Genomic DNA, 26,200 nt, shown 5'->3' on the forward strand with positions numbered 1-26,200 from the left:
TGATGGCATGACCACGATCGAGACCGCCACCCTCCCCGTCGACGGCGCCGAGCTGTACTACGAAATCCGCGGCACCGGGCCGATGCTGCTCATCTCCCAGAGCGGCGAAGGCGACGCGCGCCGCAGCGAGGGCCTGGTGCGGAACCTGGAGAACGAGTTCACCGTCGTCACCTACGACCGACGGGGGCTGTCGCGCAGCCGGATTCACGAGCCGAGCCCACGGCCGAGCGTCGCCGCCCACGCCGACGACGTGCACCGGCTGCTGACCGCCATTACCGACCAGCCCGTACTGATGCTCGGGTGCAGCATGGGCGCGTCCCTCGGATTGCACCTGGCCGCAACGCATCCCGAGCAGGTGCACACCCTCATCGCGCACGAACCGGTCTCGCCATGGCTGCTCGCGGCCACCCAGCGCGCACACCACCAGCGCGAACTCGAGGAATGCCAGCAGGTGTGCCGTGCCGAGGGGTGGCGGGCCGCGCTGGCCCCGATGGCCCGCACACTCGGCATCAACCCCGCCGATCAGGAGATCGAGGAGGGTGTGCGGCTGCCGCCCATCACGCCCGAAAGGGCCGCGAACTTCACCTATTTCATCGAGCAGGACTTCACGGCCATCCGCGAGGACCGCCTCGATGTCGACCGGCTGGCGCGGACCAGCACCCGCATCCTGCCCGCCATCGGACGCCGCACCCCGGCGCAGGTCTTCGACCGCCTGTGCGCGTTCGAACTGGCCGAACTGATGGGCGTCGAGGCCACCGAATTCCCTGGCGGCCACAACGGCAACCTGACCCACCCGGCCGCCTACGCCGAAACCGTTCGGCGACTGGCGGATCGGTAGCTCAGCGCGGAGCGCGCAGGATCAGCAGGGTGATCTCGCTCGGGGCGAACAGGCGCAGCTGCGGACCCCAGAAGCCGGTGCCGCGGCTGGTGTAGAGCTGGGTGCGTTCGCCGTGGCGGCTCAGGCCCGCCACCACCGGCTGCTCCAAGCGGACCAGGTAGTGGAACGGCCAGATCTGACCGCCGTGGGTGTGGCCCGAGATCTGGAGGGCCACATCCGAAGCCACCGCGTCGGCGACCTGGCGGGGCTGATGCGCCAGCAGGATCACCGGCAGATTCGGGTCCGCGCCGGCGAGGGCGGCGGGCAGATCGGGGCCGTGGCCGCTCAGGCTGGTGCCGGTCGGGTCGTCGATGCCCGCGATCACCAGGCTGTCGCCATCGCGGGTGATGACCTCGTGCTCATTGCGCATGGGCCGCCAGCCCAGGCCCGCCATGTGCTCGATCCAGCCGGGAGCGTCACCGAAGTACTCGTGATTGCCGGTGATGTAGAAGCGCCCGTACTCGGCCTCGACCTTGCCCAGCGGATCCACTTGCGCGCCACGCTTGGCCACCGAACCGTCCGCGAGATCGCCCGCGTGGCAGGCGATGTCGGGGCGCAGGGCGTTGACCTCGGCCACCACCTTCTCCGACCAGCGCAGCCGGTCCGTCGCGGCGAAATGGGTGTCGGTGACCACGGCCAGCCGGAAGCCGTCCAATCCGGCTCCCAGGCGCGGAATCTCGACCTCCACGGTCCGCACCGTCGGCACCTTGCGGGCGCTGTAGATCGCGTACGCGGTCAGCACCACCGCGACCGCGAGCACGCCCGCGGCCACGATCCGGGAGCGGGCCGGATCGTCCACCCCGGCCACCGCCAGGCCGCCGCGCACCACCGCGCCGATCGCCGACCAGCTGAACACCACCCACATCACACCCAGCAGGGTGTCGCCCACCAGGGCCGCCGCATCCGACTGCCGGGGCCCGTGCCCGAGCAGCATGCCCGCGGGCAGCGCCAGGTATCCGAGCAGGAAGACCGCGGTGCCGAGCCAGAACGCCGCACCGGAGAGGGTGGTGTAGACCAGCAGCCACCACGGGAGCAGGAACAACAGCGCGGGTACGCAGAGGAACAGAACCGCGCGGGGAACGTACTTCACGGGAGATCATCCTTGTCGGACCGAATGCCGCCGGAGAAGGCGTGCTCTCCAACGTACCGGGTTTCTCGGGAAGGATGATCACACGTGACCGACCAGACCTCCGGACGCGGCGCCCCGCACCTCGACGACATCTCCAAACGCATCATCACCGAACTGCAGGAGGACGGGCGGCGGGCCTACGCCACCATCGGCAAGGTGGTCGGGCTGTCCGAGGCGGCGGTGCGGCAGCGGGTGACCAAGCTCGCCGACGCCGGCGTCATCCAGATCGTGGCCGTCACCGACCCGCTGCAGGTCGGACTGTTCCGGCAGGCCATGCTCGCCATCACCGTCGACGGGTCGGTACAGCCGGTCGCCGACGCGCTCGCCCTGATCGACGAGATCAACTACGTGGTGATCTGCGCCGGACGCTACGACATCCTCTGCGAGGCCGTCTGCTCCGACGACGAAGCACTGCTCGACCTGGTCTCCCACCGCATCCGCGCGCTGGCAGGCGTCCGCCACGCGGAGATCATGGTCTACCTGAAACTCCGCAAACAGACCTACAGGTGGGGCACCCGCTGAGCCCGACTGCCGAGCCCCGCGCGGCAAGCCGGGCCGTCAGCATGGCCGGCCGACCCGAATCTGCGCGCCTGGCACAGCCGATGGACGCACCCGGCCGGCCGACTCGTGGGCCTCGCCGCGACCCGCGGGCGCGGCCCGTCCACCCATCGGCTCGGGCGGCCGATCCGCGAACGCCGCTATTCGACTGTGAGCGAGGCCATTTCGGCGGCGAGGTTGGCGCGGGCCGCGGCCTCGTAGCGCCGCAGTGCGGTCGGGGTGCGGAACAGGGCGGGGCCTTCCGCCAGAGCGGCCAGGACCGCGGCGCGGCCCTGGCGGAACAGATCATCGGGGACGTGGGCGTATTCGGCGCGGACGGCCGCGGTGTAGGCGGCGTATCCGGCCGGGTCGGCGGCGAGGATGGCCAGGTCGGCGTCGCAGAGGACCGCGCCATTGCGGTCCGCCGGGGCCGGGTAATGGCCGCCGGTGAGGCGGACCAGGCGGGCGACCTCGGCGACCCGGCCGGGCGCGACTCCCAGTGCGGGCAGGGTGGTTTCGGCCAGACGGGCGCTGGCCTCCTCGTTGTCGGTGCCGTCCATGGCGTAGACCGCGTCGTGGAAGAACGCGGCGTAGCGGACAGCGTCCAGGTCGTCGGCGTCCACGGCCAGGTCGTCGATGACCGCGAGCATGGCGGCCAGGTGTTCGACGGTGTGATAGCGGCGGTGCGGCTCGCGATAGCGGCGGACCAGGTCCTCCCCCACCGCCCGCGCCTGCGGCCCGGCCAATGTCGTCCAGCGGTCCAGCAGTTCCGTGTCCAGGCTCATCCCCATCCGGGCAGTGTGCCGAAAACCCGGGCCGGTGAAAACCCCTCGAGAACGGTGGCTTTCACCACTCGGCGGGTCAGGTCGGGGACAGGTAGCGCTGGATGGTGGGGCCGATCTCGGCCACGATCTGCTCCTGGGTGAGCGCCACCACCGGCGGCAGCCGCAAGATGTAGCGGCACAACGCGAGTCCCAGCATCTGCGCGGCGATCAGGCCCGCGCGGTGCGGCGCGTCGGCCGGGTCGCCGAAGCCCAGCACCGCGGGCATCAACTGCTGGGCGAAGATGCGCCGGGTGCGTTCGGCCACCGCCTCATCGGTGAGCGCGGACCGCAGCAGGGTCAGCAGGATCTCGCTGGTCGGCGGCTGCTCCCACAGTTCCAGGAAACGCGCCGCCAGCAGGCCGCCCACCGAATCCGGCTCGGCCGCACCGAGATCCGGCAGGGCCAGGTCGACATCGAGCGCGGCATCGAACAATCCGTCCTTGTTGCCGTAGTACCGCATCACCATCGACGGATCGATGCCCGCGTCGGCGGCGATGGCCCGGATGGTCGCCTTGCGGAAGCCGTCCTCGGCGAACCGTTTGCGCGCCGCCTCGAGAATCGCCGCGCGGGTGGCGTCCGAGCGCCGGGGACCCGTCTCCACAGTCATGCCCACAAGTGTAGGCCAACACGCGTTGACACCCAAGCGACCCCGGGCGCCCGGCTCAGTTCTTCTGCGCCTCGTCCTGCGCGTGCTGCGCCTGCGCCAGCTGCGCGGGCGTGTACCGCAGCGTCAACGCCAGCAGGCCCATGACCGCGGTGCCGATGGCGCACACCAGCAGCACCAGGGTGTAGCCGCTGCCCAGCGCATCGATCTGATGGTGGGTCATCGCGCTCACCTTGCCGGTCGCGCCCTTGTCCAGCGACAGCGTGCGGGACAGGGCGACCGGGCTCAGGATGCCGACCGCGAACGGCGTGCCCATGTTCATGAACATCTGCCCCACCGCCGACAGCGGCCCGATGTGGGCCATGTCCACCCCGACCAGCACACACAGCGGCAGGATCACGATGCCGATACCGATGCAGAAGCCGACGATCGACATCATGACCAGCAGTGTCGGGAAGTAGTCGGCCGAACTGTCCAGAGTGGAACCGAAATACAGCGCGCCCGAGAGCACCACGGCCGCCGCCAGCAGCAGCCAGCGCGCCTTCACGTACATGCACGCCTTCGACGCCACCGCGGTGCCGATACCCGCGCCCAGGGTGAACGGGATGCTGGCCAGACCGGCCTGCAACGGGCTGTAGCGCAGCACGTTCTGCAGGAACTGCGCCACGAAGAAGGTGGTCGCGCCGAGCACGCCGGAGGTCAGGAAGATAGCGATGAACGTGATCACGCGGTCGCGGCTGTCGAACAGCGACCACGGCAGCAGCGGATTCTCGACATCACGCTCGGCCAGCACGAACACCACCAGCAGCACCAGACCGCCGATCACCGAACCCAGGATCACCGGACTCGTCCAGCCCAGCTCGGGCCCCTCGGTCGCGCCGAACACGATCGCCACACACGCCAGCGTGCCCAGCACCGCGCCACGCACATCCATGGACATGCGCTGGTGCACGGTGTCACGCAGCTGGGTGACCGCGCCCCACACGATGAGCAGACCGATCGGCACATTGATCCAGAAGATCCAGCGCCAGTCCACCTGAGTCAGCGCGCCACCGATCACCAGACCGCCGACCGACCCGACACCCACCATGGAACCGAAGATGGCCACCGCCTGGTTGCGGGCCGGACCGGGCGCGTAGGTGCTCGCCACCAACGCGAACGCCGTCGGCGCGGCGATGGCCGCACCCGTGCCCTGCAGCGCGCGGGCCGCGATCAGCCACGCCTCGTTCTGCGCGGTGCCGCACAGCGCCGAGGCCACCGTGAACAGCGCGACACCCGTGATGAGCATGCGCTTGCGCCCGAACGAGTCACCGAGCCGCCCGCCCAGCAGCATGAGCCCGGCGAAGGGCAGACCGTACGCGGTCACCGTCCACGCGCTGCCCGCGTTGGACAGGCCCAGCTGCTCCTGTAGTCGGGGCAGCGCCAGGATCATGACCGTGCCGTCGAGCACGACCATCAGCTGCAGCCCGCTGAGGACGAGAATCGCGAGCCCGAACGCCCGCTTGGTCACCGGATACTGCATCGTCGCAGCGGGGTTATCGAGCACGGGCCCACTCTAGAGGATGCAGTGACCGGGGCAACCGTCCTCATCACGCGCGTCAGCAGTCGGCCAGGTCCGGAGCTCCGGCGGTGAACCCCGCGGTGGGGCCGATCACGATGATGGCCGGCGGACGAATGCCCTGGGTCCGGACCCGTTCGGCGACCGTGGCCAGGTCGGCGCGCAGGATGCGCTGGGTGCGCAGGCTGCCCTCCTGGATGACGGTGACCGGGGTGTCGGTCGCGCGGCCGCCGGAGATCAGGGCGTCGGCGAACTTCTCGATCCGCTCGACCGCCATGAGCAGCACGATGGTGCCGCGCAGCCGGGCCAGGGCGGGCCAGTCGACCAGGGAGTCCGGGTGGTCGGGGGCGACGTGGCCGCTGACCACCACGAACTCGTGGGTGACGCCGCGGTGGGTGACCGGGATACCGGCCAGCGCCGGAACCGAGATGGCGGAGGTGACGCCGGGAACCACCGTCACCGGGATGCCCGCGTCGACGCACGCCTCGAGTTCCTCGTAGCCGCGGCCGAAGACATAGTTGTCGCCGCCCTTGAGCCGGACCACGAACTTGCCCGCCTTCGCGCCCTCGATGAGCGCGGCATTGATGTGCTCCTGCGCCATGGCCCGGCCGTAGGGGATCTTGGCGGCGTCGATGACCTCGACATCGGGGCCCAGCTCGGCCAGCAGCTCCGGCGGCGCGAGCCGGTCGGCGACAACGAGATTCGCGCGGGCCAGCAGGCGGCGGCCGCGCACGGTGATCAGATCCGGGTCGCCGGGGCCGCCGCCGACCAGGGCCACGCCCGGGGTGACGGGGGCCGAATCATCGGTCACCACACCGGATTGCAGGGCCTCGAGCAGCGCGTTGCGGACCGCGGCGGAACGGCGGTGCTGCCCGCCCGCCAGCACGCCCAGGGTCATGCCGTCGTAGCGGGCGGTCGCCGGGGTGACCGCGGTGCCCAGGCGGGCGGTGTCGGCGCGCACGCAGAAGATGCGGCGGCGGGTCGCCTCCGCGACGACGGCGGCATTGGTGTCCGGTTCGTCGGTGCAGGCCATGGCGTACCAGGCGCCGTCCAGATCGCCGTCGGCGTAGGCGCGCAGCTCGATGGTCAGCTGCCCCATGGTGCCCATGCCCTCGACCGCCGGAGTGACCTCGCGGCTGATCACGTGCACGTCCGCGCCGGAGGCGATGAGCAGTCCGAGCCGCCGCTGCGCGACCGTGCCGCCGCCGACCACGACCACGCGACGGCCGTTCAGATCGAGGCCGACCAGGTAGTTCGGGTCACCGGTCTCGGCCCGGGACGCGGGAACCGGCTGGTCATCGGGGGTGGCTGCGGGGTTCTGCACAAGGATTCAGGGTACGGCGTGCGGGGCCGCGCACGACAATCGCCTGGCGTCCGTGCAGCAATCGATAGGAAGTTCACGATCCGCGCGGACAGCACGCGGCGGTCCGCGTAACTTGCGACGGAACCGGCCCTACAGTTCTTATGCTGAATAGCTATGACACGCAGGGTCGTCGTGGTCGTTCGCAGTCTCCTGCTCGCCGCGCTCCTGGCGCTCGGCCTCACCCCGGGCACCGGCCACGCGGATCCGCCTGTGGAGAGCGCGTATTCGCAACCGGGCCCCTGGCAGGTGACCGAGCGCACGGCCTTCACCTGCTGCGATTCCACCGGAGCGGCCTACGACATCTGGTATCCGACCGACCTGGGGGCCAGGGGGTTCCGGCATCCCATCATCACCTGGGGCGACGGCACCGACGCGCACCCGGGCCAATACGCCTACCTGCTGCGGCATTTCGCCTCGTGGGGGTTCGTGGTGATCGCCACCGAGAACGCCGCCACCGGCTCCGGCGTGGACATCGCGGGCGCGGTGGACAAGCTGCTGAGCCTGGCCGCCGACCCGGGCAGCGTGTTCCACGGCAACCTCGACCCGGATGCGGTCGGGGCCGTGGGACATTCGCAGGGCGCGACCGGAGTCCTCAATGCCATGGCGCATTCCGGCGGCCGGATCACGACCGCGGTGCCGATCGAACTGCCGATCCAACTGCTGTGCGTCTTCGGCGTGTCGTGCCCCGATATCCGGGCGCTGACGGCGGGCTCGGTGTTCTTCGTCAACGGCGCGGCCGACACCGTCATCTCGCCCTCGGACCAGATGCTGCCGTCGCAGGCCATCGGGCTGGAGTCCGTGCGGGCCTACTACGACGCGGTGCCCGCCGGCATCCCGAAGGCGTGGGGCACCCTGGTCACCCCGAATCACAATGACGTGCAAGGCCAACCGGATTGCGCCCGCGCGGCCTGGCCGTGCGCGATCGGGGTGCACGGGTACCTCGGGTATCCGACGGCCTGGCTGGCGGCCCACCTGCTGGGCCGGACCGACGCCAAGCAGGCCTTCGTACGGGGCAGCGGCGAGTTCCTCGCGCCGAATCCACTGTGGGACAACCAGTGCAGCACCGTCGGTGTCAGCTGAACCGCGGCACGTCCTGGACCAGGTGAATCCCGCCCTGCCGCAATCGGATATCGCTCTCGTCGACCCGTTGCAGGGTGACCGTCACCGGATGCCCGGACACATCACCGGTCAGCACCAGCCGCTCGAATTGCGGGCGCTCGAAAGTGAAGGTGGCCAGCGGCCGCGGCCCGTCCGAGCCCGCGCCGCCGGGCGCGAGCAGCGCCAGCGTGTGCGCGGACGCGTCGATCTTCGCGCCGACCGTGGTCAGCGTGTCGTCCATCGACTGATAGGAGGCCGCCTCGGGGTTGTCGAACACCAGTCGCCGCCACCGCGTTTCGTCGGTCACCAGCGGCGGCACGGTCTGGCCGTCGCGAGTGAACTCGGTGACCGTCCAGATGCCGTACAGCTCGGACTGCGGCCGCCCCGGACCCCACTCGTGGTAGGCCCGGGTCTGCTGCACCACCTGCGCGATCAGGAACCAGGCGAGCAGCGCCACCTGCCCGATCGCGAGGATCCGGCGGCCCCTGGCGCTCGATACCGGCTCCGGGGTGTCCGCGGGTCCCGCCGCCCGGCCGGTGAGCACCGCGGTCAGGCGCCGCGCCTCCGGGACCAGCAGCACCAGGCACAGCAGCATGAGATGGAACGACAGCAGCTTGACCGGGATGTCGAAGGTCATGTTCAGCACCCACACCTGCGCCATGCTCACCAGACTCAGCAGCACGCCCGCCAGCGTGGTGCGCGGCAGCAGCAACAGGACGCCGCCCAGCACCTCGGCCCCGCCCAGCAGCATTTCGTAGACCGGCGAGGTGCCGACCTGCAGCCACAGCATGGACGAGTGGGTGACGTTGCCCAGCGGCTGGACCAACGCGTCCAGCGGCGGCACCGGCATTTGCGTCGGAACGAGTTTGGCGAAGCCGTAACCCAGCATCTGCCCGGCCAGGCAGAGCCGGATGAACAGCAGGAACCAGCCCGCGAGGCGGCGGTATTCGGTGCGGCGGCGGTCCAGCACAGTCCAGACCAGGGTGCCGGCGACGGCGACCACCAGCACACAGAAGACCAGCACCCACAAATAGCCTTGATCGCCGCTGCCCGATTGCGGATTCAGGGCGACCTCGGCGCCGAATACGGTCCGCCCGACCCATTCGATCGGCGCGTGATACCAGTTCACCATCGTGATCTGGATATTCTCCGGCAGCCATTCCGCGATGACGCCGAGAAAAGCGAAGATCGGCTGCGGATAGAAAACGCAGAACAGTCCGAAATAGAGAAAGCCGAATCGGAAGAGAATCCGGGTGGCCGGTTTCCAGCCGGCGCGCTCCCCCGGCGGCCGCGCCGCCAGATCGGTTCCGTCCTCGGCCGTCAGCAGGCTCATCCCACATCCCCTCGTCGTCGATCCGGACCTTCGACGCTAGGTTCCGGACCCCGCCCGGCGCCTCCGTGAAGACCCTGAGCCGACCCGGAATATGCCTAATCGGAAGTCCTCCCAAGGGATTACGGGACAGCACGAGTCAACACCCCCGACCAGCCGTCATCCCGGTCAGCGGTACTGCTTACACCAATCGCCGAGAGCGCTTCCCACCCCCCACTAGAACCGGTTACATTTTGGGCACGTGTTACTCAGACCACACGGCCGCCGCCGATGCTGGTGCGCTAGAAGGGACGGCAATGTCCGCCGACGACCTCAATGAGAAATGGGAATTGACGGTCTCCGACCGCGATGACGACGAGCTCGCGACCAGATTGACCCAATGGCTGTCCACCAAGGTCGAATCGGACACCCCGCCGCGGGTCACCTCGCTGACCCATCCCCAGGCCGGCGGCATGTCCAGCGCCACACTGCTGTTCGACGCCGAATGGACCGAGAACGGTCAGCCCGCGGGCGGCTCCTTCGTCGCCCGGCTCGCCCCCGAGGCCGATTCCTTCCCGGTCTTCGAGAAATACGATCTCGGCGGCCAGTTCGCCACCATGGCGGGCGTCACCGAGGCCACCGACCTGCCGATCCCGCCGCTGTGCTGGTACGAGGCCGACGAGAGCATCCTCGGCTCGCCGTTCCTGGTGATGCGCCGCGTCGGCGGCCAGGCGCCGGCCGACAACCCGCCCTATGTGTTCACCGGCTGGCTCTTCGACGCCACCCCCGAACAGCGCATGGAGATCACCCGCAACACCGTGGACGTGATCGCGCGCATCCACGCCATCGACAAGCCCGCCGAGCGGTTCCCGCACCTCGACGGCGACGGCCCCGCGCTGCGCCGCCACCTCGACGCCCAGAAGCGCTGGTACGCCTGGGCTCTCACCGACGACGGCTACAACATTCCCATCCTGGACCGCGCCTTCCAGTGGCTCGAGGACAACTTCCCCGAGCACCCGAGCGCCGACGTGCTCAGCTGGGGCGATGCCCGCCCCGGCAACATCATGTTCGAGGGCCTCACCCCCAACGCCGTGCTCGACTGGGAGATGGCCGCCATCGGCCCGCGCGAACTCGACGTCGCCTGGACCCTGCTCATCCACCGCTTCTTCCAGGACATGGCCACCAAGTACGGCCAGCCCGGCGTGCCCGACTACATGCGGCGCTCCGACGTCGAGAAGCTCTACACCGAGGCCACCGGCCACACCCTGCGAGACCTGGACTGGTACCTCACCTACGCCGCCCTGCGCCACGGCGTCGTGATGGCCCGCATCTGGCGGCGGATGATCCACTTCGGCGAGACCACCGAACCCGAGAACCGCGACGAATTCGTCATGCACGCGGATCTGATCGAAACACTGCTCGACGGCACGTACAACTGGGATTGAGAGACGAGGACATGATCGGTCCGCTGGACGAATACCCCATCCACCAGACCCCGCTGCCGATGGCGCGGGTGGTGAGCAGTGATCGGAACTTCTACGACCGCAGCTACTACAACGCCATCCAGACCGGCGGCGACACCATGCTCATCACCGGGTTCGGCGTCTACCCGAACCTGGGCGTGACCGACGCCTTCGCGACCGTGCGCCGCGGCGACACCCAGCGTGCGGTGCGGTTCTCCGACGCGCTCGAACAGCGCGGCCTGGACCTCGCGGTCGGCGGCTACCGCATCGAGGTGATCGAGCCGCTGCAGAAGCTGCGCGTGATCTGCGAGCACGACGACCTGTCGTTCGACCTCACCTGGGAGGGCGCGCACCCCGCGGTCGCCGAGCAGCCGCACACCATCATCACCAAGCTGCACCGGCCCATCATCGACGCCCAGCGTTTCGCCCAGGTCGGAACCTGGTCGGGCACACTGAATGTCGACGGTGACGACTTCGCCATCGATCCCGCCGTGTGGTGCGGCACCCGCGACCGCTCCTGGGGCATCCGGCCCGTCGGTGACGCCGATCCGGCCGGGCGGGTCGCCGACGAGCCGTCCGAGGGCTTCTGGTGGCTGTACGTGCCGCTGAAGTTCGACGACTACTCGATCATCGTCATCGTGCAGGAGGAGCCCAACGGCTTCCGCACGCTCAACGACGCCACCCGCGTCTGGCACGACGGGCGCGTCGAGCAGCTGGGCTGGCCGCGTGTGCATCTCACCTACAAGTCCGGCACCCGCATCCCGACCGCGCTGCGCCTGGAACTCTCCACGCCCGACGGCAAGCCCCTGGAAGTCGAGGTCGAGGCCGGAACCTTCATCGCGCTCAACGCCGGCTGCGGCTACGGCGGCGACCCGGACTGGCTGCACGGACAGTGGAAGGGCCGCGACTGGTCCGAGAGCAAGCTCTACGACCTGACCGATCCCGCTGTGGCCGGGCGGATTCCGTTCGGCGTCATCGACCACGTCGGCAAGGCGCGCTGCGGCGACGACGAGGGCTGGGGTTTGTTCGAGCACGGCACCATGGGACGGCACGATCCGACCGGATTCGCCGATTGGGGTTCTGTCGCGCCCTGATCGCGTGAAGTCGCAGCCCTCGCCGATACCCAACCAGTCGGCGGGGGCTGCGGCGTGTCAGCCGTTCGGCCACCAGTAGTGGTAGACGACGTAGAGGCTCAGGAGCAGGCCGGGGAAGAAGATCAGCGCTCCGATCGGGATGCTCAGGGACGGCCGCCAGCCGCGTCTGCGGGCCATTCGCCCCAACTGCCAGGTGACGGCTCCGCCCGCCGCCCACACGTACATCGGGAACGCGCCGATGGTCAGGGTGATCCACGGCGGGCAGGGGTGCCGCCAGCCGCAGTAGGCGGGGACGCCGTCCAGATCGCTGATGATCAGGAACGTCAGGAAGGCCGAGCCGCAGAAACCCAGGATGCCCCAGAAGCGCCACCAGGTCAGAAAGGTGCGCCAGTGGTCCGGGGTGAGGGTCAGGGTGGGGTCGGCCACATGGCAAAAGATAGAGAAGAAAAGGTCTGAGGCCAAAGACCGAAAGCGGCAAAGATCAAAAGACGCCTGGAGAAGGAAGAGAGGTGGCCGAGCTTGCGAGGCCCCTCGCCTACCAGCCCCCGCACGGCTCGGCCGTGCAGCATCCCGGAGCAAGACCGTCCAGCATCCCGGAGCAAGACCGTCCAGCATCCCGGAGCAAGAAGGGGTGAGGGGTTGGGGTTCGGGCTCGAGCAGGTGATGTGTGCGGTCCGTGGGCTGGGATCGGCGGGAAGCGGATCTCAGCCCGGCGTCAGCCCCAGTCCGGCAGGGCAGGCGACGCGACCACGCTCCCCGTCGCTTTGCGCACGCCAGCAGGGCACGAGCAGCCGGGAGTCACGCTGCCCGCGAGCGCCACGTTCGGCAACTGGAATCGACGGCAGCGGCGATCGCCTGCCCCACGTGATGACGATCGTTCACGCGTGGCGTGCCGGTGGGATCAAGACTCTTCGGTGCAATCCACCCCGTCCGGCCCGCGTGGGGCGAATCTTTACCCATCACAACGGTTTTCCAACCATCGGGCCCATCATTGATCAACGCGTGGCAGTGGTCGCACGCCAGGGTCAGATTGTTGATGTCGGTGGGTCCGCCTTTGGTCCAATCGTTGATGTGGTGGGCGGCGCACATGTTGGCGGGTTGTTCACAACCCGGCCGAGTACAACCCTTATCGCGGGCCAGGAGTGCGAGGCGTTGGGCCCGGTTGGCGGTGCGGCAGGAGCGTCGCAGGTAGAGCGGCATCCCGTCGCCGTCGAGGACCGCGATCACCGGGCGGGTTCCCTCGGCCATCTTCAGGGCCTCGTTGATCGAGATCTGGGTGCCCGACGCGGTGGTCGCAACCCCGGTCCCGTTCTCGAGGTCGGTCAGGCTCATGGTGAGCACGACCTCGACCGGCAGGCCACGGTGCATGCCCAGGGTCCGCATGTTCACACCCGGCTGCACCAACGCCAGCAACGCGTCGTGAGTCCGCTGCCCGGCATCACGACGATCCCAACGCGCGGCAGCATCGAGGATGCTGTCGGCGATGAACCCACCCGTGGCAGACGGGCTTTCCGGGTCCTCGACGTTGCACATGCCCGGGCGGGCGAGCTTGGCGAACACCGCATCCAGGCAGGCACGCAGTTCGGGGGTGATCCAGCCCTCGATGCGCGTCATACCGTCCACGCCGGGGCGGCACAGGGTGATCCCGCGACGGCGACGACGATCAGCATCGGAGACGACCTTCCCATCGGGATCCAGGCGGGCGAGGATGTCGCGGCCGATCTTCAACAGATCATCGGGCCACCCATGACGCGAGTAGTCGACCAGGATCTGTTCGGCTTCCGCCCGTGCCTCGGCAGGGACGTCGACGGGCAGGTGGTTCATCACGTCCATGATGTGGCGCACGTGATCGCGGGAAATGTCCCCGGCCGCAAACGCTTCGGCCGTTACCGGGAGCACCGGCGGGGCGATGTGTCCGGTCTGCTGGACGAATTCGCCGCAGTGGTGGGTGATCTTCACCCGCACCGACGCGTCATACCGCGACAGCCCGAGGGTGTGGCGCAGGAACGGCACCATCTTCCCTGCGCCACTGCGTGAATGCAGCGACCGTTCTCCGGCTTCGATGATCAGGCGGGTATCGAGTGCGGCGAGCTGACGCTTGCAGGTTTCGAGCTGCTGCATCAACGACACGACATCCTCGTCGGAGAACTCCGTCATCTTCCCACCCTGCGAGGATTCCGAAAGGGTCGAGACCGCGGCCGCCAGTTCAGCGATGCCGCAGTCGTCGAGTGTCACCCCATCCGAATCCATGCCTCCATAATACGCCCGCATGATCACCCAGAGAACCCGAAATGTCCAGTATCGCAATGATTTTCATAATTCTCGTCGAAGTTCCGAAGCTCAGTCCATCGCTGGGAATCGAAGCGCTGAGTCGTCTTCCCGTTTCAGATCGAGTCCCGGAAGGGCGGCATCATGAACCCAGGTCTAGCGATCCCGACAAATCGAATTCCACAGCAGCAACCACGATTCCGGATACAACTGTCTTGGGGAGCGTCAAATCCCCACCCCCACCGGCCAGCACGGCAGCGGCCTCCGCGACGCTCGTGGCACCGACAGCCTCCGAAACCCGGCTTGACGGATTGGGAACGGCCACGGCTGCCAATTCCAGAGCCGAGAACCCCATGGCCACCGCGTGCAGCCGCAACGCCGCCTCTAGAAACCCTGGTTCACCGGCGCGCCGGTCGAGGGTCGCCAATCGGCCGACCGCCCTGTCCCCCAAGGCTTCCCGCACCGCCGCCACGATGACCTCGGCGGTCGTCCCGGGGCGCAGCCCGACGCCGACCGCCAGGTCAGACCGTGACATCGGTCCGGGCGAAGTCGGCCGCCGCGGCGACGAACCGTCCGACGGCCGCCGGGTTCCCGGCCGGGTGCGTGTGCAGGTAGGAGGCGTGCACACGGTGGAGCACCGTGCCCTCGCGGACCGTCTCGCCGGCGGGTGAGCGCCAGGCCCAGCCCGATTCCGACGACCCCGCGGAGGTCAGCCGGGTGCGGTGGAATTCGTGGCCGCGGACGCGGTCGCCCGCGTTCCAGAGCGGAGAGTCGGTGAGCGCCACCGCGTCTCGGTAGCCGAGGGTGAGACGCGGGCCGAACTCGGCGTCGGCGTCGAGGACACCGGCCATGCGGTGGCCGTCGAGGGTGCGGGTCAGGTACAGCAGACCGGCGCACTCGGCGTGGATCGGGAGGCCGCGGCGGGCCTGGTCGGCGATGGCCGCCAGCAGGCCGGTGTTGGCCGCGAGGTCGGCGGCGTGTTCCTCGGGGAAGCCGCCGGGGATGACCAATCCGGCTGTGCCGGAGGGCAGTTCGTCGCGCAGCGGGTCGAAGACGCGGACCTGGGCCCCGGCCGCCGCGAGCAGCTCGCGGTGCTCGGCGTAGCCGAAGGTGAAGGCCGGTCCCCCGGCGATGGCCACCACCGGTCCGGATTCCTGGACCGCCACTTCCGCGGCCGGATCCCACGCCCGGCCCCGCACATCGGAGGCGGCCAGGGCGGCCACCGCGGCCAGATCGATGTGCGCCGCGACGAGATCCGTCATGGCGTCCACGGCCGCCTGGGCGGCATTGCCGTGTTCGACCGCCGGGATCAGGCCGAGATGCCGTGAGGGCACGGCCAGTTCGGCGAGCCGGGGCAGGGCGCCCAGCACCGGCAGGCCCACGCGGGCGCAGGCGGCGCGCAGGACCTGTTCGTGGCGTTCGCTGCCCACGCGGTTGAGAATCACTCCGCCGAGCCGGATTCCGCTGTCGTAGGTGGCGAAACCGTGCAGCAGGGCGGCCAGGCTCTGGCTGTGGCCGCGCGCGTCCACCACCAGGATCACGGGTGCGCCGAGCATGGCCGCGATCTGGGCGGTCGAGCCCTCGGCGATGGGTTCGGTGTGGTGTTCGTCGATGCGGCCGTCGAACAGGCCCATGACGCCCTCCACCACCGCGAGATCGCTGTCGCGGCTGCCGTGCAGGTACAGGGGTGCGATGCGGTCCGCGCCGACCAGGACCGGGTCCAGATTGCGGCCCGGGCGACCGGCGGCCAGGCCGTGATAGCCGGGGTCGATGTAGTCCGGGCCGACCTTGAACGGCGCGACCCGGTGCCCGGCACGGCGCAGCGCGCCGATCAATCCGGTGGCCACCGTGGTCTTCCCGCTGCCCGAGGCGGGCGCGGCGATGACGACGGCGGGGGTGCTCGCCGGGCTCACCATGGCGGGCCCGCTCACCACTCGATGCCGCGTTGGCCCTTGCGGCCGGCGTCCATCGGATGCTTGACCTTGGTCATCTCGGTGACCAGGTCGGCGGCGTCGATCAGGGCCTGCGGGGCGTCGCGGCCGGTGATCACCACGTGCTGATTGCCCGGCCGCTCGCGGAGCGTCTCGACGACCTCGTCGACATCGACCCACCCCCACTTGAGCGGGTAGGTGAATTCGTCGAGCACATAGAAGCGATGCTGTTCGGTCTCCAGGCGTCGCCGGATCTCCTTCCAGCCCGCTGCGGCGGCGGCCGCGTGGTCGTCGTCTGAGCCCTGCTTGCGGGTCCAGGACCAGCCCTCGCCCATCTTGTGCCACTCCACCGCGCCGCCCGCGCCGGTCTCGTCGTGCAGCTGCCCGAGGGTGCGGAACGCCGCCTCCTCGCCCACCTTCCACTTCGCGCTCTTCACGAACTGGAACACCGCGATGTCGAAGCCCTGGTTCCACGCCCGCAACGCCATCCCGAACGCGGCCGTCGACTTACCCTTGCCGGGTCCGGTGTGCACCGCCAGCACCGGCTGGTTGCGCCGCTGCCGGGTGGTCAGACCGTCATCGGGAATGGATTCCGGGAGGGGAACACCCTTCGGCATCGCTGGAAGCTCCTTTCGCTGCGGCAAGGCACACCGCTGTCGACGTTCACCGTGCCATACGGCGGCCCCGGCCCCGCACGGCGGCCCGGCCGGAGTCGCCACGGGGCGGACAGAATCGAGGCCGCTACCGAGTCCACGTATCAGACCTCGAATCGCGGTGAGCTCCAGCCGCGCTGCCGTGGTGCTCGGATTCGGGGGTGCTCGCCGACAGCCGGTGGCCGATCCCGTTGCTGCCGCTCACCGTGTTCGCGATCCGGCGGCCGGTCATCGCGCCCTGGGCACGGCATCGCGGTGTGCGATTCGGACAGAGCTGTGCCCACTACCGGAACCGGGTGTGGCGGTGGCCGCAGGGGCGGGCCTATGCGGCGCGGGTCGCGCGCACCACGTGCGCCACGGCGTCACCGGTGAGTTCACCCAAATGCAGGTAGCCGCCGCGCAATTCGGCGGCGATGTCGCGGGCCAGGCCGAGGCGGATCATGCCGCGTTCGCAGTCGACGACCATGGCGGTGACGGAATCGTTGGCCAGCATGCGGGCGGCGGCGCGGGCGCGCGGGACCGGGTCGGTGCCGCCGGTGGCGCGGCCGTCGGTGAGCAGAACCAGCAGGGGGCGGCGGTGGGGGTCGCGGGTGCGCTCGCGGCGGATCAGGTCGCGGGCCCGCAACAAGCCTTGGGCGAGTGGGGTTTTGCCGCCGGTGCGCAGGTCGGCCAGGCGGCGGACGGCGATGTCGACCGAGGATGTCGGGGGCAGGACCAGGTCGGCTTCCTGGCCGCGCATGGTGATGACGGCGACCTTGTCGCGACGCTGGTAGGCGTCGCGGAGCAGGGCCACGACCGCGTTGGTGACGGCCGAGAGGCGGTCGCGGGCGGCCATCGAGCCGGAGGTGTCCACGACGAAGACGACCAGGTTGCCCTCGCGGCCTTCGCGATACGCGCCGCGCAGGTCGTCGGGGGCGAAGGCGAGGGGGCCGGTCAGGCGCCCACGCTCGAACTGGCGAGGAGCCGCGGCGAAGATGGTGCCCAGCAGGTGCAGGCCCGTGGAGGTGTCGTCGGTGGCGCGGACGATGCGGCCCTGGCGGGTGTGGGCGCGGGAGCGGCGGCCGGGGGCGCCTTCACCGACACCGGGCACCTCCCAGCGCGGTGGCTTGGGGAGGGTGGCGGCAGGGGCGGCGACGCTGCCCTCCCGGGCGGGGCGATCGGCGGACGGGCTGCGCTCGGCGCGGTCGTCGGAGGGATTCCGGTCTCCCCCAGGGGGATTCGGGCCGCCGCCGGGGAAATCCGGGCCGCCGTCCGGCGAGTCCGGGCCACCATCAGGCGAGTCCCGGCCATTATCAGGCACGTCCGGACCGTCGGGACGGTCCACCGAGGCCGAGTCGGCGGGATTCCGGCCCGCGGGTGAGTTCTGTTCCGCGTCAGGCGAATCGGCGTCGCGCCCCTCGCCCTCCGCCGGATTCCGCGGTCCCGCGCCGTTCGGCGGGACCGCTTCACCTTTTCCCAGGCCGTCAGCTCCATCCTGCTCGGCGCGGGCGGCTTCGTCGGCGGCGTGCCGCATGGCGTCGTCGAGTTGTTCCTCGCTGATGCCGGGTTCGTCGAAGGGGTCGCGGCGGCGGCGGTGCGGCAGCGCGAGTTCGGCGGCGACGCGGACGTCGGACTCGGTGACCTCGGCGGCGCCGCGCCAGGCGGCGTGGGCGGTGGCGGTGCGGGCCACCACCAGGTCGGCGCGCATGCCGTCGACGTCGAAGGCGGCGCACAGGGCGGCGATGCGGCGCAGCTCGACATTGTCGAGGCTGACCTCGGCGAGGTGGTCGCGGGCGGTCAGAATGCGTTCGGCCACCTCACGATCCGCGGCCGCGTAGCGGTCGGCGAAGGCGGCGGGGTCGGCCTCGTAGTCGAGGCGGCGGCGGACCACGGCCATGCGCGTGTCCACGACGCGGGAGGCGACGACGTCCACGGTGAGGCCGAAGCGGTCCAGCAGCTGCGGCCGCAGCTCGCCCTCCTCGGGATTCATGGTGCCCACCAACACGAATCGCGCCGGGTGGGTGTGCGAGACGCCGTCACGCTCGATGTGCACCCGGCCCATGGCGGCCGCGTCGAGCAGGACGTCCACCAGGTGGTCGTGCAGCAGATTCACTTCGTCGACGTAGAGCACGCCGTGATGGGCGGCGGCCAGCAGACCCGGCTTGAACGCCTGCTCCCCGTCCCGCAGCACCCGCTCCAGGTCCAAAGACCCGACCACGCGGTCCTCGGTCGCGCCGACCGGCAGCTCCACCAGCCGCGCGGGCCGCGCGCCGGACTCGTCCACGACCGGGGGCAGCAGCTGCGCGAGCGCGCGCACCACGGTCGACTTGGCGGTCCCCTTCTCCCCGCGCACCAGCACCCCGCCGATGCCGGGATGCACCGCGCACAGGATCAACGCCAGCTGCAGCCGCTCCTGCCCCACCACCGCGGAGAACGGAAATCCGGCCTCGTCACCGGCCGCACGAACACTCTCGGAGTACGCCACAGAAGGAACAGACACGCCGCCAACTCTATGCGCGGCGCATTTCTCCACCCCGGCTACCCCTCGGCACCGCACATGCGCCCGCCCCCGCGTCATGCATGACCGAACCGTGCCCCCGCGCTCACGGGGCTCGACGCCCGCTCCCCCGAACGGCCGCCCACCGGCCCGCAATCACTCCGGCCGAGCCCACGCTCCCGCAGTACGGTCGAACCACACGCTCCCGCGACCCAGCACTCGCTCCGACCCGGGCCGTCCGCGGCCGCCACGACATCGGGCGCGCTGCCCCGGGTGGTACGTGAGCACGGCCCCGCACCGCCGACTGGCGCCGCGCACCGCGCACGCCGCATACGCATGAAACAGCCGCGCCCGCTGTGGGTTTCACAGCGGGCGCGGGACGTTGCGGGGGGCGGGATCAGCCGCGGCGCATGGGGATGTGCGGGATGCCGTCTTCGATGTACTCCGGGCCGTCGACCTTGAAGCCGTGCTTGGTGTACATGTCGAGCAGGTAGGTCTGGGCGTTCAGGCGGACCGTCGCCGAACCCGCTTCGGCCAGGGCGGCCTGCAGCAGGCGGGTGGTGTAGCCGTGGCCACGGGCCTCGGGGGTGGTGCAGAGGCGGCCGATCCGGAAGGATTTGACGCCGTCCTCGTGCTCCTCCATGAGACGGAGGGTGCAGATGGTCTCACCCTCGTCGTCGAGCCAGAAGTGACGGGTCTCCGGCAATAGATCGAACCCGTCCAGTTCCGGGTAGGCGCACTTCTGCTCGACGACGAAAACCTCCACGCGAAGTTTCAACAGCTTGTACAGCGTCGCGGTGTCCAGGTCTTGGGACCACGACCGTTTGAGAGCAACCGTTGACATCATCGCGTCTTGCTATCACATCTACGCGTGAGAAGCGATACCCGTGGGCTTCGGCGTGTTGTCGGCGTCCAGCTGCAGGGCCTTGGTGGACCAGTCCCACACATCGCGGAACAGGGCCTGGTTCTCGGAGAGCTTCACGCCCAGCGACGGCACCATTTCCTTGAGTTTCGGCTCCCACGTGGAGAATTCGCGCGGGAAGCACTTCTTCATCACGTCGAGCATGGCGCTCACACAGGTGGACGCGCCCGGCGAGGCGCCGAGCAGACCGGCGATGGTGCCGTCCTCGGCCGCCACGACCGCGGTGCCCAGCTCCAGCACGCCGCCCGCGCCCTTGCGGCGGATGACCTGCACGCGCTGACCGGCGACGATCAGCTCCCAGTCGTCGCCGTCGGCGCGCGGGATGAACTCCTCCATCGAGCCGATCCGGTCGTTCTGCGAGTTGAGCAGCTCACCGACGAGGTAGTTGACCAGGCCCATCTCGGTGACGCCGACACCCAGCATGGAGAACAGGTTGTTCGGCTTCACCGACTTGATCAGGTCGGTCAGCTTGCCGTCCTTGAGGAACTTCGGCGTCCAGCCGGCGTACGGGCCGAACAGCAGGCCCTTCTCACCGTTGATGACGCGAGTGTCCAAGTGCGGCACCGACATCGGCGGCGCGCCGACCGAGGCCTGGCCGTACACCTTGGCCTCGTGCTGGGCCACCAGCGCCGGGTTGGTGCAGCGCAGGAACAGGCCCGACACCGGGAAGCCGCCGAAACCGCGGATCTCCTTGATGCCCGACTTCTGCAGCAGCGGCAGCGCGCCGCCGCCCGCGCCCACGAACACGAACTTGGCGTTGATGACGCGCACCTTGTTGCTGCGCAGGTTGCGCACCTTCACCAGCCAGGAGCCGTCGGACTGCTTGGTCAGGTTGGTCACCTCGTGGCCGAACGCGATGTCCGCGCCGGACGCGCCCAGGTAGGCCAGCAGTTCCTTGGTGAGCTCACCGAAGTCGATGTCGGTGCCGTAGTCGGTCCAGTTCAGGCCGACCGGGTCGGAGAAGTCACGACCCTTGGACATCAGCGGTAGTCGCCGCGCGAACTCGTCGGCGTCGTCGATGAACTCCATGCCTTCGAACAGCGGATGCCGCGACAGCGCCTCGTGACGCTTGCGCAGGTATTCGACGCCGTCCGCGCCATGAGTGAAGCTCACGTGCGGGATGGGGTTGATGAAGTTCGACGGGTTGGCCAGCACGCCGTTCTCGACCGAGTAGGACCAGAACTGGCGCGAGACCTGGAAACGCTCATTGATGTCGATGGCCTTGGCGATCTCCACCGAGCCGTCGGCGTTCTGCGGCGTGTAGTTCAGCTCGCACAGGGCCGAGTGGCCGGTGCCCGCGTTGTTCCACGGGTCGCTGCTCTCGGCGGCCGCGGCCTCGAGGCGCTCGAAGATGGTGATCGACCAATCCGGCTGCACCTGGCGAAGAAGGGCACCGAGGGTGGCACTCATGATGCCGGCACCGATGAGTACTACATCGGTCTTTTCAATCGTGGCAGCGTTCGACACGGCGGGGATCGACTTCCTTGTCTTTTTTGGGTCACCAGGTGGGGGTTAGGTTACCCGTCGTTCACTTGGACTCAATTCTGCCCCTGACCATTCCCGAATCCCGCTTCGAAATCCCCGAATGTGAGAGATCCCTCCCAAATAGACATCTACGCGCCGCGGTCTATGTTGAGTTGGTGACCCGCGAAACGTCCTCCACCACGTCTTCGACCACCGCCTGGCAGCCCGACGTCCTGGGCGCCGACTACCAGCAGCTGACGCTGTCGATGGGCCCCGACCCCGACGGTCAGGGCGACGCCGTCGCCACCCTGGTCCGCTACACCCCCGCCGACGCCCCCGCCGCGACCGGAGCCGTGCTGTACGTGCACGGCTTCACCGACTACTTCTTCCAGGAACACCTGGCCCAGCACCTGGCCGCCCAGGGCTACGCCTTCTACGCGCTGGACCTGCGCAAATGCGGGCGTTCCACGCGGGCCGGGCAGACCCCGCACTATGTCAGCGACCTGGCCCTCTACGACGAGGAGCTCAACCGCTCGCTCGAGGTCATCCGCGCCGAGACCGAGTTGCCGGTACTGATCATGGCCCACTCCACCGGCGGTCTGGTGACCTCGCTGTGGCTCAACCGGCTCGAAGCCGCGGGCGGCGTGCGCGCGCAGGGCATCACCGGACTGGTGCTCAACAGCCCGTGGTTCGACCTGCAGGGGCCCGGCTACTACCGCTCGGTGGGTACGCCGGTGCTGGAGGGCCTGGGCCGGTTACGGGCTTTCGCCCGGATCCCGCTGGGCGTGTCCACCAGCTACGGCGACAGCCTGCACCAGACCCAGGCCGGTGAGTGGGACTACAACCTGGACTGGAAACCGTTGAGCGGCTTCCCCGTTCACGCGGGCTGGCTACGCGCCATCCGGCGCGGGCACCTGCGGCTGCACAAGGGGCTCGATATCGGGGTGCCCGCGCTGATCCTGCGCTCCAAGGTCACCAAGTTCATGCGCAACTACGGACCCGCCGCCGATGTGTCGGACGTGGTGCTCGATGTGCGGCAGATCCAGCGCTGGTCGGGCTGCCTGGGCACCCGCACCAATATCGTGCCGATCGAGGGTGCGCGCCACGACGTGTTCCTGTCGTCGGAGAAGCCGCGCACCGAGGCGTTGCGGGAACTGGACTCCTGGCTGAAATGGCAGGCTGAAACACCGGCGGCGGCCGCGGCGCCTGCCGTGGTCACGCAGGCTGCCGCGTCCAGGCCCGTCGCGGCCGCCGGCTCACCAGAAGCTGGTGCGTAGCACGACCTCGGTGGCCAGTTCGTGGCCCGCTTCGGCGGCCACGGCGGTGACATCCATGGGGACCAGCCGGAATTCGCCGTAGACGAACCTGGCCGAGCCCTCGGCCACCTCGCGCGGGAAGGGCTTGGTGGCCAGCAGGGTGGTGGGGATCTCCACCGGCGGGCAGGCGGCGTCGCGGACGGTGCCGTCCACACCGGGCACCGCCGGGTGGCCGCCGCCGGCCACGATGAGGCTCATGAAATGGCTGAAGTGGCGGGCGGCCAGTTCCCAGGCCAGTTCCGCGCCCGCGCCGATGCCGACGAGGTTGACGTACGGGACCTTCAGCCGGCCCAGGATGTCGACCACCGTCGCGGCGTCGAGACCGTCGATCGACTCGAAGGCGATGGTGTGCAGGTCCGAGGTCTGCAGTCGTTCGCAGACCTGGTCGTAAACATCGGCCGGATCGCCCGCATCGGGGAGCAGCAGGACGTGGTGCCGGGTGTCGGGCCCGCCGACTCGCACCGCCCACTCGCGGTCACCGACCGTGATCCGCCGAGATTCCATGGTCGATCACGCTACAGCAGGGGTGTGGAGGCCGACCGCCAGTCGGTCGGATAACTGTGACCGGGGTCACTTTCCCACGGTCAGGGTCGGGAGATCCAGGGGTGCGCCCGCGTCGATCAGACGCTCGAGCGCGTCCGGATCGAGGTGCTTCTCCATCAGATCCGCGAGCAGGTCGAGCTGGGAGGCGCGCACCTCATCGACCGAGACGTCCTCGGCGACAACGAAATCGGTGCGACCCGCGCGCTGGGCGACCTGGTGCAGCCAGGTCCGGCGAAACTCGTCCGCCGCCAGGGCCCCGTGCAGGTGCGTGCCCCACACCGATTCGCGCACACTGCCTTCCGGGGCGCCGCCGAGCTCGAACCAGGGCCGGTCGGCGGTGCGGGTGACGCGGCCGTGGTGGATCTCATAGCCGTGCACGGGGAGATCGGTGTCACCGGCGCGATCCAGGACCCGGCCGCCGGAGCGGCGCAGCACCTTCGGATCCGCGAACTCGATGTCCAGGTCCAGCAGACCCAGGCCCGCGACGGTCCCCGCGCCGGACTCGACGCGGTCGACGATGGTGCGGGCCAGCATCTGATAGCCGCCGCAGATGCCGAGAATGGGGCCGCCCGCGGCCGCGCGGGCGGTGAGGGCGTCGGCGATTCCGGTGCGGCGCAACCACTCCAGGTCGCTGACGGTGGATTTGCTGCCGGGGATCACCACCAGATCGGCCCCGGCGAGGCGGGACGGGTCACCGGCCCAGCGCACCGAGACGCCGGGCTCGCAGGCCAGGGCCTCGACATCGGTGGAGTTGGAGATGCGCGGCAAGCGGATGGCGGCCACGGTCAGCCAGTCGCGGCCCAGCGGCGGCCGGGAGCGGCCCACGGGGGCGTCGGCGACGGTGCCGAGGGAGTCCTCGGCGTCGATCCACAGGTCCTCGGCGAAGGGGATGACGCCGAGCGTGGGACGGCCGGTGAGTGCGGTGAGCTGATCCAGGCCGGGCCGCAGCAGGTCCACGTCGCCACGGAACTTGTTGATGATGAAGCCCGAGATCAGTTGCTGGTCTTCGGGTTCCAGAATCGCGACGGTGCCGAACAGGTGGGCCAGCACGCCGCCACGATCGATGTCGCCGACCACCACGACCGGAAGCCCGGCGGCGCGCGCCAATCCCATATTCGCGAGATCGGTTGCCCGCAAATTGATCTCGGCTGGTGAACCCGCGCCTTCACAGATCACCACATCGAATTCGTCGCGCAGCGAAGCCAATTCCTCGGCGACCACGGTTCGCAGTTCTCGCCGATGCCGGAAATAGTCCTTGGCCCCGACGGTGTCGACGGCCTTGCCCCGCACCACGAGCTGCGACCGTCGATCACTGCCGGGCTTCAGCAGGATCGGATTGAACCGCACGCTGGGTTCGAGCCCACAGGCCCGCGCCTGCAAGGCCTGCGCCCGCCCGATCTCCCCGCCGTCGAGGGTGACGACGGAGTTGTTGGACATGTTCTGCGCCTTGAACGGCGCGACCCGCACCCCGCGCCGCGCCAGCATCCGGCAAAGCCCCGCCACCACAACGCTTTTGCCCGCGTCGGAGGTGGTTCCGGCGACCAGCAGCGCACCCTTCACTCGCGTCGACTCACCGGGTGCTGTACTCCGCCCGCGGGCGGTAGACATAGTGGTCGCGGCCGCTGCTGGTGTAGGCGTCCCGATTGTCGTAATCGCCGCGGGTGTCGGCGACGACGTCCTGCTTGTCGGCGTCGTCCACCGGCCGACCGGCGGAGAGTTCGACGTGGCGGCGCATGGTGGCGCGCAGGGCCCCCTGACCCTCGTCCCGGGGGTTCGGGGGAAGGAAACGGGAGGGCTTGCGCCGGGGGCCGCGGGAGCCGATGCCGCGCGTGGTGACGCCCCGCTGGGGCATGGCGATCTTCACGGCAGCGTCAGGATCTCTGCGCCCTCGTCGGTGACGACGAGAGTGTGCTCGAACTGGGCGGTCCACTTGCGGTCCTTGGTGACCACGGTCCAGCCGTCGTCCCAGATCTCGTAGTCGATACCGCCCAGATTGATCATGGGCTCGATGGTGAAGGTCATGCCCGGTTCGATGACCGACTCCACGGCGGGCTGGTCGTAGTGCAGGATGACCAGGCCGGAGTGGAAGGTGGGTCCGACGCCGTGGCCGGTGAAGTCGCGGACCACGCCGTAGCCGAAGCGGTTGGCGTACGCCTCGATGACGCGGCCGATCACATTGAGCGCGCGACCCGGCTTGACCGCTTTGATGGCCCGCTTGGTGGCCTCCTCGGTGCGCTCGACCAGCAGGCGCACCTCCTCGTCCACGTCACCGGCGAGGAAGGTCTTGTTGGTGTCGCCGTGCACGCCGTGGATGTAGGCGGTGACGTCGATATTGACGATGTCGCCGTCCTCGATCACGGTCGAGTCGGGGATGCCGTGGCAGATGACCTCGTTCAGCGAGGTGCAGCAGGATTTGGGAAATCCCTTGTAGCCCAGGGTCGACGGGTACGCGCCGTGGTCGAGCATGTACTCGTGGGCGATCCGGTCGAGCTCGTCGGTGGTGACGCCCGGCGCGACGGCCTTGCCCGCCTCTTCCAGGGCCTGCGCGGCGATCTTGCCCGCGATCCGCATCTTGTCGATGGTCTCCGCGGTCTGCACCCAGGGCTCGCTACCTTCGTTGACCGTCTTCTTCCAGACGTACTCCGGCCGTTCGATGTTCTTGGGGACCTCGCGAATGGGCGACTGCGTGCCGGGTGCGAGGGGCTTGCGGGTGCGCACAGACATGGGTACCAGACTATCTGCCGGTCCGAATGGTGGGATTCCCAGGTCCG

General features: G+C 69.5%; 24 protein-coding genes. 6 read left to right on the forward strand and 18 right to left on the reverse strand.

Going from position 1 to position 26,200, the window contains the following annotated elements; genetic code table 11:
• Positions 1–7 precede the first annotated feature (7 nt).
• A complete protein-coding gene (locus tag ABZ412_RS16185) occupies positions 8–838 on the forward strand; it encodes an alpha/beta hydrolase (RefSeq protein ID WP_357281418.1) in 831 nt (276 codons plus the stop codon).
• A gap of 1 nt (position 839) precedes the next feature.
• On the opposite strand, the gene ABZ412_RS16190 is transcribed toward ABZ412_RS16185, so the two are convergent.
• A complete protein-coding gene (locus ABZ412_RS16190) occupies positions 840–1,967 on the reverse strand; it encodes a metallophosphoesterase (RefSeq protein ID WP_357281421.1) in 1,128 nt (375 codons plus the stop codon).
• An 84-nt stretch (positions 1,968–2,051) separates the two neighbouring features.
• Between ABZ412_RS16190 and ABZ412_RS16195 the strand changes: the two genes are divergently transcribed.
• Positions 2,052–2,528 carry an Lrp/AsnC family transcriptional regulator gene (locus tag ABZ412_RS16195; protein WP_357281424.1) on the forward strand — a complete coding sequence of 159 codons (477 nt, stop codon included), beginning with the start codon at positions 2,052–2,054 and terminating at the stop codon, positions 2,526–2,528.
• A gap of 176 nt (positions 2,529–2,704) precedes the next feature.
• Here ABZ412_RS16195 and ABZ412_RS16200 read toward each other — a convergent pair whose 3' ends face one another.
• The 4 genes from ABZ412_RS16200 to cobA all read right to left on the reverse strand — a co-directional run bounded on the left by ABZ412_RS16200 (position 2,705) and on the right by cobA (position 6,778).
• Complete coding sequence (locus ABZ412_RS16200; protein ID WP_357281427.1) at positions 2,705–3,334, reverse strand: metal-dependent phosphohydrolase; 630 nt, start codon at positions 3,332–3,334, stop codon at positions 2,705–2,707.
• A gap of 70 nt (positions 3,335–3,404) precedes the next feature.
• Positions 3,405–3,974 carry a TetR family transcriptional regulator gene (locus ABZ412_RS16205; RefSeq protein WP_357281429.1) on the reverse strand — a complete coding sequence of 190 codons (570 nt, stop codon included), beginning with the start codon at positions 3,972–3,974 and terminating at the stop codon, positions 3,405–3,407.
• Between the two features lie 55 nt (positions 3,975–4,029).
• Entirely contained in the window at positions 4,030–5,493 is a 1,464-nt protein-coding gene (locus tag ABZ412_RS16210; protein ID WP_357281643.1) for an MFS transporter, read from the reverse strand.
• 76 nt (positions 5,494–5,569) lie between these two features.
• Complete coding sequence (gene cobA, locus ABZ412_RS16215; RefSeq protein ID WP_357281644.1) at positions 5,570–6,778, reverse strand: uroporphyrinogen-III C-methyltransferase; 1,209 nt, start codon at positions 6,776–6,778, stop codon at positions 5,570–5,572.
• A 228-nt stretch (positions 6,779–7,006) separates the two neighbouring features.
• Here cobA and ABZ412_RS16220 point away from each other — a divergent pair, with 228 nt between their 5' ends.
• On the forward strand, positions 7,007–7,972 hold the full coding sequence (locus tag ABZ412_RS16220; protein WP_357281431.1) for a hypothetical protein: 966 nt from the start codon (positions 7,007–7,009) through the stop codon (positions 7,970–7,972).
• Here the strand turns inward: ABZ412_RS16220 and ABZ412_RS16225 are convergent.
• Positions 7,965–9,323 carry a DoxX family protein gene (locus ABZ412_RS16225; protein WP_357281434.1) on the reverse strand — a complete coding sequence of 453 codons (1,359 nt, stop codon included), beginning with the start codon at positions 9,321–9,323 and terminating at the stop codon, positions 7,965–7,967. The two genes, ABZ412_RS16220 and ABZ412_RS16225, sit on opposite strands and share 8 nt — an antisense overlap.
• A 293-nt stretch (positions 9,324–9,616) precedes the next feature.
• Between ABZ412_RS16225 and ABZ412_RS16230 the strand changes: the two genes are divergently transcribed.
• A complete protein-coding gene (locus tag ABZ412_RS16230; protein ID WP_357281437.1) occupies positions 9,617–10,744 on the forward strand; it encodes a phosphotransferase family protein in 1,128 nt (375 codons plus the stop codon).
• Positions 10,745–10,755: 11 nt separating this feature from the next.
• Entirely contained in the window at positions 10,756–11,856 is a 1,101-nt protein-coding gene (locus ABZ412_RS16235) for a hypothetical protein (protein WP_357281439.1), read from the forward strand.
• A gap of 57 nt (positions 11,857–11,913) precedes the next feature.
• On the opposite strand, the gene ABZ412_RS16240 is transcribed toward ABZ412_RS16235, so the two are convergent.
• The 8 genes from ABZ412_RS16240 to mqo all read right to left on the reverse strand — a co-directional run bounded on the left by ABZ412_RS16240 (position 11,914) and on the right by mqo (position 21,573).
• The gene (locus ABZ412_RS16240; RefSeq protein WP_357281442.1) at positions 11,914–12,282 is read right to left on the reverse strand and encodes a hypothetical protein; all 369 of its coding nucleotides are present in this window, start codon (positions 12,280–12,282) and stop codon (positions 11,914–11,916) included.
• A gap of 372 nt (positions 12,283–12,654) precedes the next feature.
• A complete protein-coding gene (locus tag ABZ412_RS16245) occupies positions 12,655–13,977 on the reverse strand; it encodes a DUF222 domain-containing protein (RefSeq protein WP_357281445.1) in 1,323 nt (440 codons plus the stop codon).
• Between the two features lie 289 nt (positions 13,978–14,266).
• Positions 14,267–14,659, reverse strand: a complete 393-nt coding sequence (locus ABZ412_RS16250) for a cobalamin biosynthesis protein (protein ID WP_357281447.1) — start codon at positions 14,657–14,659, stop codon at positions 14,267–14,269.
• Entirely contained in the window at positions 14,646–16,040 is a 1,395-nt protein-coding gene (locus tag ABZ412_RS16255; protein WP_357281646.1) for a cobyrinate a,c-diamide synthase, read from the reverse strand. Before ABZ412_RS16255 ends, ABZ412_RS16250 begins: the two co-directional genes overlap by 14 nt.
• A gap of 11 nt (positions 16,041–16,051) precedes the next feature.
• Positions 16,052–16,672 (reverse strand): cob(I)yrinic acid a,c-diamide adenosyltransferase, encoded by a 621-nt coding sequence (cobO, locus tag ABZ412_RS16260; RefSeq protein WP_357281449.1) that lies wholly within the window; start codon positions 16,670–16,672, stop codon positions 16,052–16,054.
• A gap of 358 nt (positions 16,673–17,030) precedes the next feature.
• The gene (locus tag ABZ412_RS16265) at positions 17,031–19,187 is read right to left on the reverse strand and encodes a VWA domain-containing protein (RefSeq protein WP_357281451.1); all 2,157 of its coding nucleotides are present in this window, start codon (positions 19,185–19,187) and stop codon (positions 17,031–17,033) included.
• A 394-nt stretch (positions 19,188–19,581) separates the two neighbouring features.
• Positions 19,582–20,031 carry a GNAT family N-acetyltransferase gene (locus ABZ412_RS16270; RefSeq protein ID WP_357281453.1) on the reverse strand — a complete coding sequence of 150 codons (450 nt, stop codon included), beginning with the start codon at positions 20,029–20,031 and terminating at the stop codon, positions 19,582–19,584.
• Positions 20,032–20,049: 18 nt separating this feature from the next.
• Positions 20,050–21,573 carry a malate dehydrogenase (quinone) gene (mqo, locus tag ABZ412_RS16275; protein ID WP_357281455.1) on the reverse strand — a complete coding sequence of 508 codons (1,524 nt, stop codon included), beginning with the start codon at positions 21,571–21,573 and terminating at the stop codon, positions 20,050–20,052.
• Between the two features lie 263 nt (positions 21,574–21,836).
• Between mqo and ABZ412_RS16280 the strand changes: the two genes are divergently transcribed.
• Complete coding sequence (locus tag ABZ412_RS16280; protein ID WP_357281647.1) at positions 21,837–22,847, forward strand: alpha/beta hydrolase; 1,011 nt, start codon at positions 21,837–21,839, stop codon at positions 22,845–22,847.
• On the opposite strand, the gene ABZ412_RS16285 is transcribed toward ABZ412_RS16280, so the two are convergent.
• The 4 genes from ABZ412_RS16285 to map form a co-directional block, all read right to left on the reverse strand.
• Positions 22,827–23,390: an alpha/beta hydrolase gene (locus ABZ412_RS16285; RefSeq protein WP_357281457.1), complete on the reverse strand. Its 564-nt coding sequence runs from the start codon at positions 23,388–23,390 to the stop codon at positions 22,827–22,829. The genes ABZ412_RS16280 and ABZ412_RS16285 overlap by 21 nt on opposite strands.
• Before the next feature lie 66 nt (positions 23,391–23,456).
• Positions 23,457–25,037, reverse strand: coding sequence for a cobyric acid synthase (locus tag ABZ412_RS16290; protein WP_357281459.1), 1,581 nt, complete (start codon positions 25,035–25,037; stop codon positions 23,457–23,459).
• Complete coding sequence (locus ABZ412_RS16295) at positions 25,000–25,293, reverse strand: hypothetical protein (protein WP_357281461.1); 294 nt, start codon at positions 25,291–25,293, stop codon at positions 25,000–25,002. The genes ABZ412_RS16290 and ABZ412_RS16295 overlap by 38 nt, the downstream gene beginning before the upstream one ends.
• On the reverse strand, positions 25,290–26,153 hold the full coding sequence (gene map / locus ABZ412_RS16300; RefSeq protein ID WP_357281463.1) for a type I methionyl aminopeptidase: 864 nt from the start codon (positions 26,151–26,153) through the stop codon (positions 25,290–25,292). Before map ends, ABZ412_RS16295 begins: the two co-directional genes overlap by 4 nt.
• Between the last annotated feature and the right edge of the window lie 47 nt (positions 26,154–26,200).

The sequence above is a fragment of the Nocardia sp. NPDC005746 genome (assembly GCF_040630785.1).
Taxonomy (GTDB): domain Bacteria; phylum Actinomycetota; class Actinomycetes; order Mycobacteriales; family Mycobacteriaceae; genus Nocardia.